The sequence below is a fragment of the Arthrobacter sp. MA-N2 genome (genome assembly GCF_000517125.1).
Classification (GTDB): Bacteria; Actinomycetota; Actinomycetes; order Actinomycetales; family Micrococcaceae; genus Arthrobacter; species Arthrobacter methylotrophus.
Map to the genome: position 1 here is coordinate 284,462 of NZ_KI912157.1, position 15,687 is coordinate 300,148.

Sequence of the window (15,687 nt, forward strand, 5' to 3'; positions counted from 1 at the left end):
GCATACGGCGGTTCCGGGAAGGCCGGAACGGCAGGGGTGGGGCGCCGGTTGTCCTTCCGGCCTCCGGCGGCCCACCCCTTGCTGGTCCTACTTCAGCAACCGGATGGAGTGCTCCTCCACGTACTCGGCCAGGCCCGCGTTACCGAACTCGCGCCCGATGCCGCTTTGTTTCACGCCGCCGAACGGCATCCGCAGATCCAGGGACTCGAAGGAGTGTGTGTTGACGAACGTGCTTCCGGCCTCGATGCGGCTGGCGATGGCCAGACCGCGCTCTGGATCTGACGTCCATACGGAGGACCCGAGCCCGTACTCGCTGTCGTTGGCCCACCCGATGACTTCTTCCTCGTCGTCGTACGGGATCAGGGGAATGACCGGACCGAACTGCTCACAACTGGTGACGGCGTCCGTATGGGCGGCGCCGCGGACGACGTGCGGGAGGACGTAATAGCCGTCATCCCAAGCCGTCCCTTCGGCGCGGTGGCCGAGTTCGATGATGTCGGCGCCGGCGGCGCGGGTGGACTCGATGAGGTCCAGGACCTTGCGGTACTGGGCCTCGGTCGCCAGCGGGCCGAAGGCCACGCCTTCGGTCAGGCCGTGGCCGACCACATAGTTCTCGACTCGGGCACAGAGCGCCTGGGCGAACTCGTCGTGCATCGCCCGCGGGACGTACACGCGCTTGACGGCGAAGCAGATCTGTCCGGACCGGGTGAAGATGCCAGTGAGCATTCTGTCGAGGGTGGCCTCGATGTCTGCATCGTCCAGCACGATGGCCGGGTCGTTCCCGCCCAGCTCCAGGGTTATGTTCTTGATCGTTCCTGCCGCGGCTGTCATGACGGAGCGGGCAGTTTCCGTGCCGCCGGTGAACCCGACTTTCCGCACCAGCGGGTGCGTCGTCAGTGCCGTTCCGACGTCGCCGTCGCCATGGACCACGTTCAGCACGCCATCGGGCAACACCTCGGCGATGCGGTGCAGGGCCACTGTCAGTGCGGCGGAGGCAAACGGGGACGGCTTGAGCACCATGGTGTTGCCGGTGGCCAAGGCAGGGGCCAGCTTCATCATGGTCAGCACCACTGGCATGTTCCACGGAACGATCGCCGCGACGACGCCGCGGGGCGCCTTTTCGATGCGGATCGTGGACTGTTCGTCGTCGTATACCGTGGGCTCCATAAAACCCTCGAGCAGGCTTGCGGTGTGCTGCAGTACGCCGGTGCCCAGGGCGAAGTCCGTCTGCGCCTCCCACAGGACGCCGCCGTGCTCACGCACCAGCAGCGGTGCGAGTTCCTCTGCGGAACCGGCGAGGATGTCGGCTGCCTGCATCAGCAGAGCGGCACGCTCCCCTGCCGGGATCTGTTGCCAGGAGGCGAAGGCCTGGTGTGCCGCCTGGACCGCGCGGTCAACATCCTCGGGTGTCCCGACGGCGACCCGTGCCACGGTCTCGGACAGCCGGCCCGGATCGACGGCATCACGGAATCGTTCGCCGTCGACCATCTTGCCGTCGATGACGTGTCCGATTGTCGGCACTGCCGTCATGGTTGGAATGGTTGGAATGGCAGTCATGATAGTTCCTTCCTGGTTGTGGCCGCGCCGAATTGCTCCGCGAAGCTGATGTTTCCTAAGCTTTCCCGCTGGGTTGCATCAACTGCGCTGAGCAGCCGCGAGTTTTCGATGATGATCATGTCCACAGTGGCGGCCTTCTCTGCATAGTGGCGGTGCCAGATCCACGGCGGGGTGTAGACAAAGTCGCCCTTGGCCCAGCGGACGACCTGGTCGCCGATCTCCGACCATCCGGAACCGTCCACCACGTAGTGGATGGACTCGTGGACGTGCCGTTGCAGGTCCGTCGCGGATCCGGCGGGGATTTGCTGGAGGAAGAACTCGGTGGCCCGTGTCGGCATGTGCAGCAGCAGTCCGATCCGGGAGGGGTTCCCGGTCTGTTCCTCGGTCAGCCAATGGGCTGTGGAGGACGACACCACCAGGTTCGGCTCCTCGACGTGCTGGTCGTCGCGGCTTTTCATCTTGTGCAGGTCCGCCAGGAATGCTCCGAGTTCCTCCTCGGAGGGTGCCTTGGCCTGTCCGGTCATGCTTAGGATCCGTTCTGGAAGGACTCCGGGGGCAGGTCGCCCCAGGCGCTGAACATGGCAGCCATGTCGCTCCAGATCTTCGGCGCGGCCGGGGTGTTGATCATCCGGGGCATTTCGGCGGTCAGTTCATAGCGGTTGCCGCCGGGGCTCCACATGTAGCTGTAGAGGTTTCCGCCGACGCCGTGGCGGCCTGGGCCCGTCTCGGTCTTGTATCCGGCCTGGGCGAAGTAGTCCGATGCGACCTTGAGGTGGTCGAAGTTGTTCAGCGTCCAGCACAGGTGGTCCAGGGTTTCGCCCTCGCCGCGCTTCTGCATCATGGCCACGTCGTGGTGGTACTCGCCAACCCGGGTCCATGCGGCTCCCCAGACGCCCGGTGCCGGGGAGAAGGCCTCGGAGATGCGGAAGTCCAGCACCGTCTCAAGGAACTCGGCCAGCTCCTTGACGTTGTCGGCGCGCAGCGTGATGTGGTCCACGTCGATCGGGTTCACTCCGCCGTAGGTCTTCTTGACCTTGGTCAGGGCGGGCTGGATATGGGTTTGGGTGTAGTTGCTCAGCAGCACGAGCTCCATGTCGTGGCCGCTGGGCAGTTGAAAGGACAGACCCTGCTCGACGCCCGGGACGCGTTCCTTGGACCGGGAGGTCTGCACTCCGGCAGCCGCAAGGCGGGTCTCGTAGTGGTCCAGGTCGTCCGTGGCGTCGACCTGGATCGCGAAGTTGCGAACGCCTGTACCACCCTGGGTGAGAGAGAGGTCGATGAAGTCGTCATAGCCGCAGCTCAGGAAGACCTGGCCGTCCTCGCGGGCCACTTCTTCCAGGCCCAGGACGGTGGTGCAAAAATCGAGTTCCTTCTCGAGATCGGTCACGCGCAGTTCGGCATAAGACAGTTTCTGGTGGCTCATTTTCATGACTCCTGTGTAGTTGCGGCGAGCATCGTCGCGTGGGTGTACTTTTGGTGCAGCCGGGCCCAGCGGGTCCCTGCTTCCCGGGCCCCCAGAAGGTATTCCTGGGGAACGTGGTGGTAGGGCGGCCTGGCCGGCCCAGGGTCGACCAGGCCGCCAGCGGCAAACCGCGCCTTCTCGAGCGGGATGTTATAGAGGGAGAATTCCGCGAAGCTTCCGTTCGGGAAGAGGGTCTCCATGGCGCGGCGCATCTCGTCGCTGACCATTTGGGCCCGCTCGTAGTCCGAGCTGTTGATAGCCTCTCGAAGGGCGATGAGCGGGGCCATCCCGCAGTTGCCGCTGCCGGTCCATGTGGCTCGGGCTGCCCCGCCGACCCGCCGACGGGCGCTGAGCCAGTCTGTGTCCAGCGGCATGATGGTCAGGTCATCGCCGCATGCTTCGACGTCCGCCTCGTAGTCAGGCGTCAGCGCAACGTACTTGGCGCCGATCACCGTGGGAATTTGGGCCAGCTCACGGTAGACGGCAGTGCTGATCTTGCCTTTGAAGACCTGAGGATTGTCGTAGATCACGATGGGGGCCTCAGGCAGTGCCTCGGCGACGTCGGAGTAGTAGCCGATGATCGTCTTGTCATCGCAGGCGCTCCACATCGGCCGGCCCAGAAAGAGACCGGTGGCACCCAGTTCCATCAGCCGGCGGCCGCGCTGGATAGTCTCCCGCGTGCTGAGGGCGGTGGCACCGGCAAACACAGGGACCGCACCGTCGACCTCGCGGACGACCTGGGCGACGAACCCTTCCAACTCCGCCTGCGACAAAGTCGCGGCCTCGCCGAACGTGCCGTTGGTCATGATCCCATCGACGCCGCCATCGATGACCGACCGGACGAGCCGGGTGGTCTCGTCGTGGTCGACCGTGTCATCGACCGTCAGGAGGTCAGCGTCCTTGAGCGCCGGAGTGGGCAGTATGTTGTAGACGCCCTGCAGGTCCCGGGCAGTCATGGGGAGGGTCATATGGATCTCCTGGTGGTTTTCGTGGGGGTTTGAGCGGTCAGTACAGCGACCACTCGAAGTTGTGCGGTTGGGTCATCTGAATGTGTTTGGCGTCGAGTTCGCCCAGCTGGGAGCGGTAGAACACCAGCGGTGTGGCGTCCGATGCTCCCTCTTGGACATGGAGCACACGCCCGACGAGCATCGTGTGGTCACCGACCGTGCGGCGCTCGTGGAGTTCACAGTCCAGCCACAGGACGCAGCCGTTCAGCTGCGGCAGGTGGTTGGGCGACCAGCCCCAGGTATCCTCGGCGAACCGTTCGTCCACCCGGCGCTTCGAGGCGTATTGGAAGCACAAGTCCTCCTGGCCTTTGGCCAGCAGGTTCACTTGAAAACGTCCTGCCTCGATGATTCGCTGGGCGGTGGCTGAGGTGTCGAGCGCGTAATAGGACACCAGGGGAGGATCAAGGGAGATCGATGCGAGGCTACCGACGGTCATGCCGATCGGGGTCTCGTCGTGGACGGCAGTGATTACGGCTACCGGGGTCGGGATCTTGCCATAGGCCCGCTTGAGCGCGGAATCGGTCGGGATTTGGATGGTGTCAACGGTCATGGCCGTGCTCCTCTCTGCTGGATGGGTTCCGGGATTTGGGTGTGCAAGGGAGCATCACACGAACGGTGTCGGCATGTGGGCGATGCCAAGCAGGGTCCGGCCGTAGGCCTCGCGAGCGATTGCCGGGGAGATGAAGGCATGCCGTGACGCGGTCTCGATGTCGCGCCAGTACATCTGGAGGCGGTTGAATGTTCCGAAGCTGGAGGCCCCCCCGACGTTCAGAAGGGTGTCCACAGCCTCTCGGGCGCATACCGCAGCCCGGTCGACGGCCATTTTGGCGCGTGCGCGCTCCTGGATCGGCATGAACTCTCCGCTGGCGCCCCACCGGTCGATTTCCTCGGTGGCGGTGCGCAACAGCGCCTCGGCCGTGTCGATCAACGACGCGGCCTCCGCAACCTGGGACTGCACGAAGGAGACCTCAGAGGCGTTCTTGTAGAAGGAGTGCGAGATACCCTTGCCTTTGCCCAGCGATGCCAGGACAGTGTCGAGTGCTCCGCGGGCCATGCCGATCTGTGGCGAGATGAGCGCCACGGTGAACAATGGCACTAAAGGCATGTTGAAGTGCGCACTGTCCGGGAAGCCTTGGGGAAACTCGTGCTGGAGGGTTCGCGGAAGCGACATCGACCGGTGTTCGGGCACGAAGACCTTCTCAGCGCTCAGAGTGTTCGAGCCAGTCCCCCGCATGCCTGCTACGTGCCACGTGTCCTTCCATCCCAGCTCCGAGCGCGGAATCAGGACGAAGACCTGATCGACAACCTCGCCGTGCTCATCGATGACCGGAGTCCCGAGCATCGCCCAGTCGGCGTAGTAGCTGCCTGATTGGAAACCCCAGCTTCCATTGACCTCGAAGCCTCCCGTGACCCGCCTCGCCTCGCCGGCGATGGTGATGGCCCCGCAGAACAAGGCGTCGGGATTCTCTTCGAAGATCTCCGTGACGGCCTGCTCAGGGAAGTGCGAGATGGCCCACGCGGAGGCGTTGGACAAACCGCCGATCCACGCTGAAGACGGGCAGTGCCTGCCAACCGCAGCGAGCACCTCGAAGAGCGTGCGGGAGGACACCTCGAGTCCGCCGTAGGCGTGGGGCCGGGTCACCCGGAAGACACCAGCGTCTACCAAGGCGCGAATACTTTCGTCGGGTACCTTGCGCTGTTCGTCAGCGATCAAGGCATTGGCGGCCAGCAGCCCAGAGAGCTCATCGACGCGGGCCAGCAAAGCGTGGCGGTGCTCAAGATCGGCGAACGTGGTTTCGGCGGGGATTATGGCAGTGGACATGGACAGAACTCCTAGTCAGAGGTGAGCAAAATGGGTCCTGCGGCCCCGGAGGGGAAGACCTGGGTTCGGCGGTACAGCTGCCGGCATTTCGATAACGTCAACGTTAGGCTGGTCACATTTGAGGCGATTGTGGCGGGGAACCAGAGTCTCGCCGGCGCATTGGCCCCGCAGCACAAAGGCCGCGCCGTTGCACGGCAGGATGATCCACTCAACGTCACGCTCGTTGAACGGATGCGCACGATGGAGACTTTCGCCGCGCCCCTCTTCCACCGCCCCCTGGCGCCGGGCAGCGGCAGCCCGAGGCGCAGCCAAGCGAAAAGGTGGCTTGTTGGGTGCAGTGCACCGCCAACTCCTTTCCGAGACCACGGAATCCCTACCGGCATCATCGGCCAGCCGATCGCAAGGGCCGGTAACCGCAGGCCAGGGCCCTTCGCGCCAAGCCGCCGAACCAAGAATTGATGTAACATTTTTATGTGCACCGTTAGAGGTCATGTTGCATATAAATCCCGGAAAAGGAGGCCCCATGGCGGAGACACCCCGGTCGCTCGTCCTGAATCTGTTCGGCGACTACCTTCGCTATGCCGGCGGGGAGGTCAAGCTTGGCGAGCTGACCGAACTGATGGTGGCATTCGGCATGGAACCGGCCACCATCAGGGTCAGCATGTCCAGACTCAAGAAGGAGGGCTGGTTCACCACCCGCAGGGAGGGCCGGGAGACGGTCTACGCCCTCAGTGAGGACATGCTTGACGTGCTCATTCAGGGCCGTGCACGGATCTTCCGCCGCAGGCAGGAGCGCTGGACCGGTCGGTGGACCATGGTTATTTACCAGGTGCCCGAAACCGAGCGGGCGGTCCGGGAGCAACTTCGCAAGCAGCTGGCCTGGGCCGGATTTGGCCAGCTCTCCCCCTCGACCTGGCTGGCCCCGCACGATCTTTCGCGGGAAGCGAAGGAGCTCGCTTCCCGGTTTGTGTCTGCGCGGGTGGATGTCCTCTGGTGCGGTTGTGATGACGCGGAGGCGGCCCGCGACCTGGCCGCCCGATGCTGGGACCTGGAAGCGCTGGGACGGGACTACCGGGATTTCCTGAGCACCTACGCGCACCTGGACAACGAACGCGGCAACGCCAACAAGGACGGGAAGCAGGCACTGGTGGAGCGCACCCGGATCATCGACGACTTCCGCCGCTTCCCCTTTCGCGATCCCGAGCTGCCGCAGGAGCTTCAGCCGGCGAACTGGCCCGGCCCGGCAGCATTCAGCCTGTTTGACCGGGTGCACAAACAGCTGGGGCCACAGGCGAACGCCTACGTGGAGGGCATCATCGGGCGTACCGTCGCAGTCACCCCAGAAGCAAACATGTAACAAAAGCTTGACGGCCAACATGTACCAGTAACATACTTGATCTATCCCACTCCCCCAATTTTTCAGAAGGTGGCATCGATGGCACTTCGCGTAGCCTGCATTGGCGGCGGTCCTGGCGGACTGTTTTTCTCAACTTTGTTCAAGCAGACAGTTCCCGACGCCGAAGTCGTGCTCTTTGAACGAAACCAGGCCACGGACGCATTCGGCTTCGGCGTGGTCTTCTCCGACGCAACCCTGAACAAAATCAACGAGGCCGATCCCGTGGTCCACGACGGCCTGCGGGACTTCGGCACACACTGGGACGACATCGAGGTCTGGCTCAAGGGCGAGCAGAAGTCCTTCAGCGGTAACGGCATGGCCGCGATCTACCGCAAGACCCTACTTCAGCTGATGCAGGAACGGGCCGCGGACGCCGGCGTCGACATGCGCTTCGGCCAGTATGTCCCGGACCTGTCCCAGCTCGCAGACTTTGACCTGATCGTGGGCGCAGACGGCGCCAATTCATCGACCCGGGAACAGCTCGGCGAAAGCCTGGGCCACACCGCTGAGATGGCCACCGCCAAGTTCATCTGGTTCGGAACCAGCCACATCTTCAAGGGCATGACCTTCCTGCACCGGAAGAGCGAGTTCGGTAACTTCGCGGTTCACGGCTACCCGATCAGCGACAAGCTGAGCACTTTCATTGTCGAAACCGACGAGGAAACCTGGCGCAAAGCCGGGCTCGACGAATTCGATGTCAGCCAGCCCCCGGGACCTTCGGACCTGAAGACCCAACGATTCCTCGAAAAGCTCTTCGCCGAGGACATCGCCGGCGAACCGCTGGTGGCCAACAGCTCCCGCTGGGCGAATTTCCGCACCCGCCGGACTCAGTCCTGGCACAAGGGCAACGTCGTCCTGCTCGGCGATGCCGTACACACGGCACACTTCTCCGTTGGATCCGGGACGAAGATGGCCATGGAGGACGCCATCACCCTGGTCCGCGAAGTCGCCGCACACCAGGACGACCTCGAAACTGCGTTCACCAACTACGAGGCCGAGCGTCAGCCGCAGGTGGCCAAAATCCAGAACCAGGCACGCGGCGGACTGAGCTGGTGGGAACATTTCGGCAGGTACTACAACTCCTTCGCCCCCACCCAGTTCACCTTCCATTTCTTCTCCCGCAGCATCGACATCGACAAGATCCGCCAGCGCGATGCCGGCTTTGTTGAGTCCGTGGAAGGAGACTGGCTGGCCCGGCACGGCCACACACCACTGGAAACACCCCTCGATGCCGGCTCTGTCCGGTTCGGCGGGCGCCAGCTCTCCCTCACCCAGCAGGGGGGCCGGGCCGCCCTGGCCGGGCCAGGCGGCAGCATTGCCGTGGTCACCGACCCTGCCGAGGCAAACACCACCACGGCACTGCTGCTCACCGCGCCGGACACCGAAGAGGGCCTGGCCGCAGTCTTTGACCAGCTGCCGGACCAGGCCGCTGCCGTCGTGATCCGGGGCGGTAACCCCTTTACCCGGATTCTCCTGTCCGAGGAAGCCCGGCTCGGCCGCGGCCTCACCAGTGTCATCGTTGACGACCGGGGCTCGGTATCAGCGCTCACCCTGGTGCTCTCCGGCCGGGCAGACGCTGTCGCCACTCCGGAGGCAGACCATGCATAACCTGTCGCCGCTGTTCGAACCCCGCGGCGTGATCGTCGTCGGGGCCTCGTCCAGCCCGGAGAAACTGGGTGCCGTCATGGCGCAGTCCCTAGCCACGTATCCGGCACCCGTGGAACTGGTGAACAGCCGCGGTGAGAACGGGATGCACACCAGCATCGCCGGCGCAGCGGCCGCGATCCCGGGCGGTCCCGATCTTGCCGTCCTCTGCGTCCCTGCCGCTGCCACAGCCCAGGCTCTGCGGGACAGTGCAGCCGTCGGCGTCAAAGCGGCCCTGGTCTGCGCAGGCGGATTCGCCGAAGCCGGCGGCCCCGGTCTCGCGTTCGACCGGGACGTCCGGGAAGCCATCCGGGAAACGGGGATCCGGCTGCTCGGCCCCAACACTTCTGGTTTCTTCGTTCCGCACCGTAACCTGCGCGCAAGCTTTGTGCCCGGCGTCGCAGAACTGGAACCCGGCTCGGTGGCCGTGGTGGCCGCCAGCGGCGGCGTCAACCACGTCCTGGCCTTCCACCTGCAACGCGCTGGAGTGGGCGTCAGCCTTGCCGTCGGCATCGGCGCCGGCACGGACATCACCGCACCGGACGTGCTGGACTACCTGATCTCCGATGACCAGACCCAAGCAGTTGCCCTGCACCTGGAGACCGTTGCGGACGGCCCTGCCCTGGCGGAGTCGGTCTCCCGCCTCAGCGCGGTCAAACCAGTGGTCGCGCTGGTAGTCGGACAGAATGATGTGTCCGAATTTGCCCAGTCACACACCGGCGCCCTGGCCACGTCGTGGCGCACCACCCGTGCCGTCCTGAAACAGGCAGGCGCCGTGATCGTCGACGACGAGAACCAGCTGGTTGCCGCTGTCACCGCCCTTACTGGGCGCCGCCTGGCACCCGCGGCCGATCCCGGCGTCGGGCTCATCACCGGCCAGGCCGGCCCCGGCCTGCTGATCGCCGATGCTCTCCATACTGCCGGCGTGACGCTGCCGCGCCTCACTCAGGCCAGCCAGGACACCATCGCGACGATCCTGCCGCCCATCACGTTCCAAGCAAACCCGGTGGACACCGGCCGTCCCGGCCCCGGGTACGGAAACATCGTGGCAGCTGTGGCCGCGGATCCGGCCATCGATGTGGTCGCCGTATACGGACTGACAGAACCCGTGGCCGACCTGCCGGCATCCGTCGCCGAATCCGGCGCGGCCGAGGCGCTCCCGTTCCTGATCGGTGTGGACGGACCCGACGGTGACGTTGAACGTACCCGCAAATCCGCCCAAGTCCACGGCCTGCCGCTGATCACCGGACCAACGTCGCTGGCCCACGGCATTGCCGCGCTGGTCAACGACGCCCGGGGACAGTTCCAGCGTGCTCAGGCTGCGGCCGTTTCCTTCGCCTGGCCCGATGTGGAAGGACCGTGGGACGAGGACCGTGCCAAGGAATTGCTCGGCGCGCTGGGCATCGCCACACCCGCCCGGCGCAGCTGCAGCACCCGCGCCGCCGCCCAGGAGGCTCTCGCCGAGCTGGGCGGCCCGGTGGCGGTGAAGCTGCTCGACGCAGCCGTCCTGCACAAAACCGAGATCGGCGGTGTGCACCTGGGCGTGAATACCGCTGCGGCCATGGACCTGGCTTTGGACGGCCTGGAGGCAGCCGGGGCCCGCGAATTCCTGGTCGAGGCCATGGCACCATCGGGGGTTGACCTGGTGGCGGGAGTGCGCCGCGACCCCGTTTTCGGCCCGATCGTCGTCTTTGGCCTCGGCGGCACCGCCGCTGAAGTCTTCGCCGACATTTCCATCCGTTCGGCCCCGCTATCCGCCCGCGAGGCTGAAGGCATGCCCGCAGATCTCCAGGCCCGCGAACTGCTGCACGGCTTCCGCTCCGGTCCTACCGTGGACACGGCCGAGCTGGCAGGCATTTTGGTCCGGCTCGGTGACGCGCTCGTTGCCAATGACCAAATCGCCGAGATCGAAATAAACCCTTTGCGCCTGACCCGTGACGGTCTCATAGCGCTTGACGCAGTAGTGATCAATGTCGAGGAGTACATGAAATGAGCAGCCACACCAGTGAAGGCACCATTGCCTGGCCGGCGGACCTCGCCGCAGAATTCCGTGCCAAAGGCTATTGGGAAGACCGCGCTCTGGGCTCTTACATCGTCGACACGGCCGACCGGTTGCCGGAGAAGGTCGCCGTCGTTGACGGGGATCTGAGGCTGACCTACGCCGAACTGGCAAACAGAATGGATGCGGCCGCGGAACGACTCCTTGGCTTGGGACTGCGGCCTGATGACCGCATCATGGTCCAGCTGCCCAACGGCTGGCAATTCACCGTGCTGACGCTGGCATGCTTCCGTGCCGGCATCATTCCTGTGATGGCACTGCCGGCACACCGGCAATACGAGCTGTCCTTCCTCACGGAACTCTCCGAAGCAAGGGCCATCGCCGTCCCGGACGTCATCAAGGACTTTGACCACCAGGAATTGGCCGAAGGCCTGGCGGCAACCATCCCGTCGCTGGAGTTCATTCTCGTGTCGGGGGAAGCCAACGCCCGGAACGTTCGCCTCGAGGACATCCTGGCTCCCGGAGCGGATGCCCCCGGCGCAAGGGCCAGACTGGACGACTCCGCACCGTCACCCGATTCGCCCGCCCTGTTCCTCCTCTCCGGCGGCACCACCGGCCTGCCCAAGCTCATCACCAGAACCCACAACGACTACGCCTATAACATCAAGGCCACCTCCATCCCCACCGGAGTCACGGAGAACACCGTGTATCTGGGCACGCTTCCTGCCAGCCACAATTTCCCGTTGGCATGCCCGGGCATTCTGGGGATCCTGTTCGCCGGTGGCCGCGCAGTCATGCTGCCCAGCCCTGAACCGCGCAAAGCCTTCGCCACCATCGAACGCGAGAAGGTAACCCTGTCAACGGCGGTCCCCGCGGTCGCCCAGCGGTGGATCGAGTACCAGCAGGAAACCGGCGGCGATCAGCTGGCCAGCCTCGAAGTCCTCCAGGTGGGCGGCTCCCGCCTCCCGGATGAAATTGCTCGGAAGGTGAAACCGGTCCTGGGCGCGACACTGCAGCAGGTCTTCGGCATGGCCGAAGGGCTGATCAACACGACCCGCCTCGATGACCCGGATGACGTCATCTGCGCCACGCAGGGCCGCCCCGTATCCGAAGCCGACGAAGTCCGCATCGTGGGTGAGGCCGGAGAAGACCTGCCCGACGGCGTTGCCGGGTCCATCCTGACCCGCGGCCCCTACACACCCCGGGGCTACTACCGCGCCCCGGAAGCCAACGCCCGCGCCTTTACCCCCGATGGCTGGTACGCCAGCGGAGACATCGTGGAACGGCGCCCCGACGGAAACCTCATCGTCCAAGGCCGCGACAAAGACATGATCAACCGCGGCGGCGAAAAGATCTCCGCCGAAGAAATCGAAAGCCTCGTCTACCGGATCGAAGACGTCACCATGGCGGCCGCGATCGCCATGCCGGACCCACATCTCGGCGAACGGCTCTGCCTCTACATCACCGTCAAACCCGGAACAGAAGTAACCCTCGATCAGATCCAGGGCATGCTGCGCCAAACAGGGGTGGCGGCCTTCAAGATTCCCGAACACCTGGTGGTTGTAGACGAACTGCCTGCCACCAAGGTCGGCAAGATCAACAAGAAGGAACTCCGAGCCGACATCGCCGAACGGCTGGGTACTGCCGGCGCCCACGCAAAGTAGAGGACTGCCATGACTGAGAACATCACCCATGAATCAGTGGCCGCCAGCCACGCCGTGCCGGAGCCGACGCCTGAAGAGGCTGTCCAGCTGGAAAAGCTGTATGCGGACTTCGAGACCGAGAACCTGATTCCGTTGTGGACCGAAATTGGGGATCTGATGCCGATGGTTCCCTCTCCGAAGGCTGTGCCGCACGTGTGGCGGTGGAGCGATCTGTATCCGTTGGCTGCCCGTGCCGGTGATCTGGTGCCGGTGGGCCGTGGTGGGGAACGCCGTGCGATCGCGTTGGCCAACCCCGGCCTTGCCGGCACCGCCTACGCCACCCCGACGCTGTGGGCTGCCATCCAGTACCTCGGTGGCCGTGAGACCGCACCGGAGCACCGCCACTCCCAGAACGCGTTCCGCTTCGTGGTTGAGGGCGAGGGTGTCTGGACCGTGGTGAACGGGGATCCGGTGCGGATGTCCCGCGGTGACTTCCTGCTGACCCCGGGGTGGAACTTTCACGGCCACCACAACGACACCGACGAGCCGATGGCCTGGATCGACGGCCTGGACATCCCGTTCGTGCACTACGCCGACGCCGGATTCTTCGAGTTCGGCACCGAGCGCGTCACCGACGAGGCGACCCCGGACATCTCCCGCTCCGAGCGGCTCTGGGCCCACCCCGGCCTGCGCCCCCTCTCCGGCCTGGATGACACCACCAGCTCCCCCATCGCCGCCTACCGCTGGAAGTACACCGACGCCGCGCTGCGCGAGCAGCTCCTGCTCGAAGATGAGGGCCACCCGGCCACCGTCTCCCAGGGCCACGCAGCCGTCCGCTACACCAACCCGACCACCGGCGGGGACGTCATGCCCACGATCCGGGCGGAATTCCACCGCTTCCGGGCCGGCGCGTCCACCGAACCCCTGCACGAGGTCGGCTCCAGCGTGTGGCAGGTCTTCGAAGGCCGTGGCAGTGTAGTCCTGAACGGCGAGACCAGGACCCTGGACAAGGGCGACCTGTTCGTGGTCCCGTCCTGGGCCGAATGGTCCCTGCAGGCCGAGACAGAGTTTGATCTGTTCCGCTTCAGCGACGCCCCGATCTTTGAACGGCTGAACTTTAACCGCACCTACACCGAAGGACGCAAGAACGCATGAAACTCCTCACCCTCCGTCTCTCCCAGGGAGCAGAAACCGTCACGAAGGCTGTCCGCCAGGACGGCGACACGCTGACCGAAATTGACGGGTTCTCCGACGTCGGAGCGCTCCTGAAGGACAGCAACTGGGAAGCCATCGCCCAGGCCGCCTCCGGCGCCACGCACCCGCTCGAAGGCGCCGACCTCGACGCCGTTGTCCCCGCACCGGGCAAGATCATCTGCGTGGGCCACAACTACCGCAACCACATCAAGGAAATGGGCCGGGAAGTCCCCGAGTACCCCACCCTGTTCGCCAAGTACGCCGAGTCACTCATCGGACCCAACGATGACCTGGCCCTGCCGCAGGAGTCCGACACCGTTGACTGGGAATCCGAACTCGCCGTCGTCATCGGCAAGAAGGGCCGCCGGATTTCCGAAGCCGACGCCGCAGACCACATCGCCGGCTACGCCGTCCTGAACGACGTGTCCATGCGCGACTACCAGTTCCGCACCATCCAGTGGCTGCAGGGCAAGACCTGGGAGAAGTCCACCCCGTTCGGTCCCGCCCTGGTCACCAAGGACGAATTCAGCGGCGGCCTCATGACCACCGCGGTGGACGGCGAAGTCCAGCAGTCCACGCCGACGAACGACGTGGTCTTCACCCCGGAATTCCTGGTTTCCTACATCTCCACCATCATCACCCTGAACCCGGGCGACGTCATCGCTACCGGCACCCCCGGCGGCGTCGGACATGCGCAGGATCCGAAGCGGTACCTGCAGGAAGGCCAGCTCCTGGTCACCACCATTGAGGGCCTGGGCCAGCTGAACAACCGCGTGGTCAAGGAAGCCTGATGGTCGCGCGCCACGACCAGACGTCGGACCCGCAGCTGCTCGAATCGCTGCTGCAGGCCCGGCGTGGGACCGCGTTCTTCGCGCGCAAGCTCAACGAGCTCTCCGACGCGGACCTCGACGGCCCCTCGTTGCTGCCGGGCTGGACCCGCCGCCACGTGACCGCACACATCGGCTACAACGCCCGCGCCATCGCCCGGCTCATCGAATGGGCCGCGACCGGCGTGGAAACACCCATGTACGCGTCCACCGAGGTCCGGGACCACGAAATCAACTTCGGGGCCACCCTCCCGCCGATCGCGTTGCGGCACCTCTTCGACCACTCAGCGGTGCACCTGAACGTCGAATGGCGCGACCTGCCAGCAGACTCCTGGCACCACAAAGTCAAGACCGCCCAGGGCCGGACTGTCCCGGCCGAGGAAACCGTCTGGATGCGCACCCGCGAGGTCTGGACCCACGCCGTGGACCTGGACAACGGCGCGACCTTCAGCGATATCCCCGCACCGGTGCTCGAACGCCTCCTGGGAGACATCACCGGAGCGTGGAAAACCCGCGGCACCGACACCGGACTCCTCATCAAGGTCACCGGCCCGCAGCCCGAGCTTGAATTCGGCAGCACCGGTCCGGACACTCCCCTGGTGATCTCCGGCCCGCTTGCCGGAGTTGCCCGCTGGGCGACCGGCAGGGGAACCGACGGCGTCACCGCCACCCGGAACGAAGCACCCCTGGCCCAAACACCCGGAGCGCCCAAATGGATCTAAAGAATTTTAGTACGCCATTTGCGAGACGCGAACAGCCACAAACGCTTCGAGAGTAAGTGATGTAGTCGGGGATTTTTCGATCCGCAGCGTGTGACGCCCACACCCAATCATTTAAGAGTTTGAAGTACACCCCAACCTGACGTCAGGATGTTTCCTAAAACCCGTCAGAATAGAGTCCGAATCGTACTCAGGGTGGTGCCTCACCGGAAGGCCTAAGATCCAAATCTGACAGAAGGACGCGCCCTCGGAGCCACACAAAAAGGGGTATGGAAAGGCACCTTTGCGGAGAGTGCCGTGGTGGATCTCTCGGGTTGAACACGTAAGGGACGCGAGTTCGCATGCACTCCGAATCAACTCGATTGAATTGCTGGGAGGCAACAGGACCGTCGACCTGAAGCCAGGTTTGAACCTTAT

At 64.8% G+C, this 15,687-nt stretch carries 13 protein-coding genes; 7 read left to right on the forward strand and 6 right to left on the reverse strand.

The window, feature by feature from the left end; all coding sequences use genetic code 11:
* Positions 1-87 precede the first annotated feature (87 nt).
* From A3M3_RS0122985 to A3M3_RS26710, 6 genes are read right to left on the reverse strand one after another with little or no spacing between them, the layout of a single operon-like run.
* Positions 88-1,557: an aldehyde dehydrogenase family protein gene (locus A3M3_RS0122985; RefSeq protein WP_197023377.1), complete on the reverse strand. Its 1,470-nt coding sequence runs from the start codon at positions 1,555-1,557 to the stop codon at positions 88-90.
* Positions 1,554-2,081 (reverse strand): cupin domain-containing protein, encoded by a 528-nt coding sequence (locus A3M3_RS0122990; protein WP_035743735.1) that lies wholly within the window; start codon positions 2,079-2,081, stop codon positions 1,554-1,556. The genes A3M3_RS0122985 and A3M3_RS0122990 overlap by 4 nt, the downstream gene beginning before the upstream one ends.
* Positions 2,082-2,083: 2 nt before the next feature.
* Positions 2,084-2,980, reverse strand: a complete 897-nt coding sequence (locus A3M3_RS0122995; protein ID WP_028268257.1) for a VOC family protein — start codon at positions 2,978-2,980, stop codon at positions 2,084-2,086.
* A 2-nt stretch (positions 2,981-2,982) separates the two neighbouring features.
* Positions 2,983-3,987: a dihydrodipicolinate synthase family protein gene (locus A3M3_RS26700; protein ID WP_051423516.1), complete on the reverse strand. Its 1,005-nt coding sequence runs from the start codon at positions 3,985-3,987 to the stop codon at positions 2,983-2,985.
* Positions 3,988-4,024: 37 nt separating this feature from the next.
* Positions 4,025-4,576 (reverse strand): flavin reductase family protein, encoded by a 552-nt coding sequence (locus A3M3_RS26705; protein WP_051423517.1) that lies wholly within the window; start codon positions 4,574-4,576, stop codon positions 4,025-4,027.
* 54 nt (positions 4,577-4,630) lie between these two features.
* Positions 4,631-5,848 carry an acyl-CoA dehydrogenase family protein gene (locus tag A3M3_RS26710; RefSeq protein WP_051423518.1) on the reverse strand — a complete coding sequence of 406 codons (1,218 nt, stop codon included), beginning with the start codon at positions 5,846-5,848 and terminating at the stop codon, positions 4,631-4,633.
* Positions 5,849-6,371: 523 nt separating this feature from the next.
* Here A3M3_RS26710 and A3M3_RS26720 point away from each other — a divergent pair.
* From A3M3_RS26720 to A3M3_RS0123045, 7 genes are all read left to right on the forward strand, one after another.
* Complete coding sequence (locus A3M3_RS26720) at positions 6,372-7,205, forward strand: PaaX family transcriptional regulator (RefSeq protein WP_051423519.1); 834 nt, start codon at positions 6,372-6,374, stop codon at positions 7,203-7,205.
* 78 nt (positions 7,206-7,283) lie between these two features.
* Positions 7,284-8,852, forward strand: coding sequence for an FAD-dependent monooxygenase (locus A3M3_RS0123020; RefSeq protein WP_028268258.1), 1,569 nt, complete (start codon positions 7,284-7,286; stop codon positions 8,850-8,852).
* Positions 8,845-10,881, forward strand: a complete 2,037-nt coding sequence (locus A3M3_RS0123025; protein ID WP_035743739.1) for an acetate--CoA ligase family protein — start codon at positions 8,845-8,847, stop codon at positions 10,879-10,881. Before A3M3_RS0123020 ends, A3M3_RS0123025 begins: the two co-directional genes overlap by 8 nt.
* Complete coding sequence (locus A3M3_RS0123030; RefSeq protein ID WP_028268260.1) at positions 10,878-12,551, forward strand: (2,3-dihydroxybenzoyl)adenylate synthase; 1,674 nt, start codon at positions 10,878-10,880, stop codon at positions 12,549-12,551. Before A3M3_RS0123025 ends, A3M3_RS0123030 begins: the two co-directional genes overlap by 4 nt.
* A 9-nt stretch (positions 12,552-12,560) precedes the next feature.
* Complete coding sequence (locus tag A3M3_RS0123035; RefSeq protein WP_028268261.1) at positions 12,561-13,685, forward strand: cupin domain-containing protein; 1,125 nt, start codon at positions 12,561-12,563, stop codon at positions 13,683-13,685.
* The gene (locus A3M3_RS0123040) at positions 13,682-14,515 is read left to right on the forward strand and encodes a fumarylacetoacetate hydrolase family protein (protein WP_028268262.1); all 834 of its coding nucleotides are present in this window, start codon (positions 13,682-13,684) and stop codon (positions 14,513-14,515) included. The genes A3M3_RS0123035 and A3M3_RS0123040 overlap by 4 nt, the downstream gene beginning before the upstream one ends.
* Positions 14,515-15,273, forward strand: a complete 759-nt coding sequence (locus tag A3M3_RS0123045) for a maleylpyruvate isomerase family mycothiol-dependent enzyme (RefSeq protein WP_028268263.1) — start codon at positions 14,515-14,517, stop codon at positions 15,271-15,273. Before A3M3_RS0123040 ends, A3M3_RS0123045 begins: the two co-directional genes overlap by 1 nt.
* Positions 15,274-15,687 lie beyond the last annotated feature (414 nt).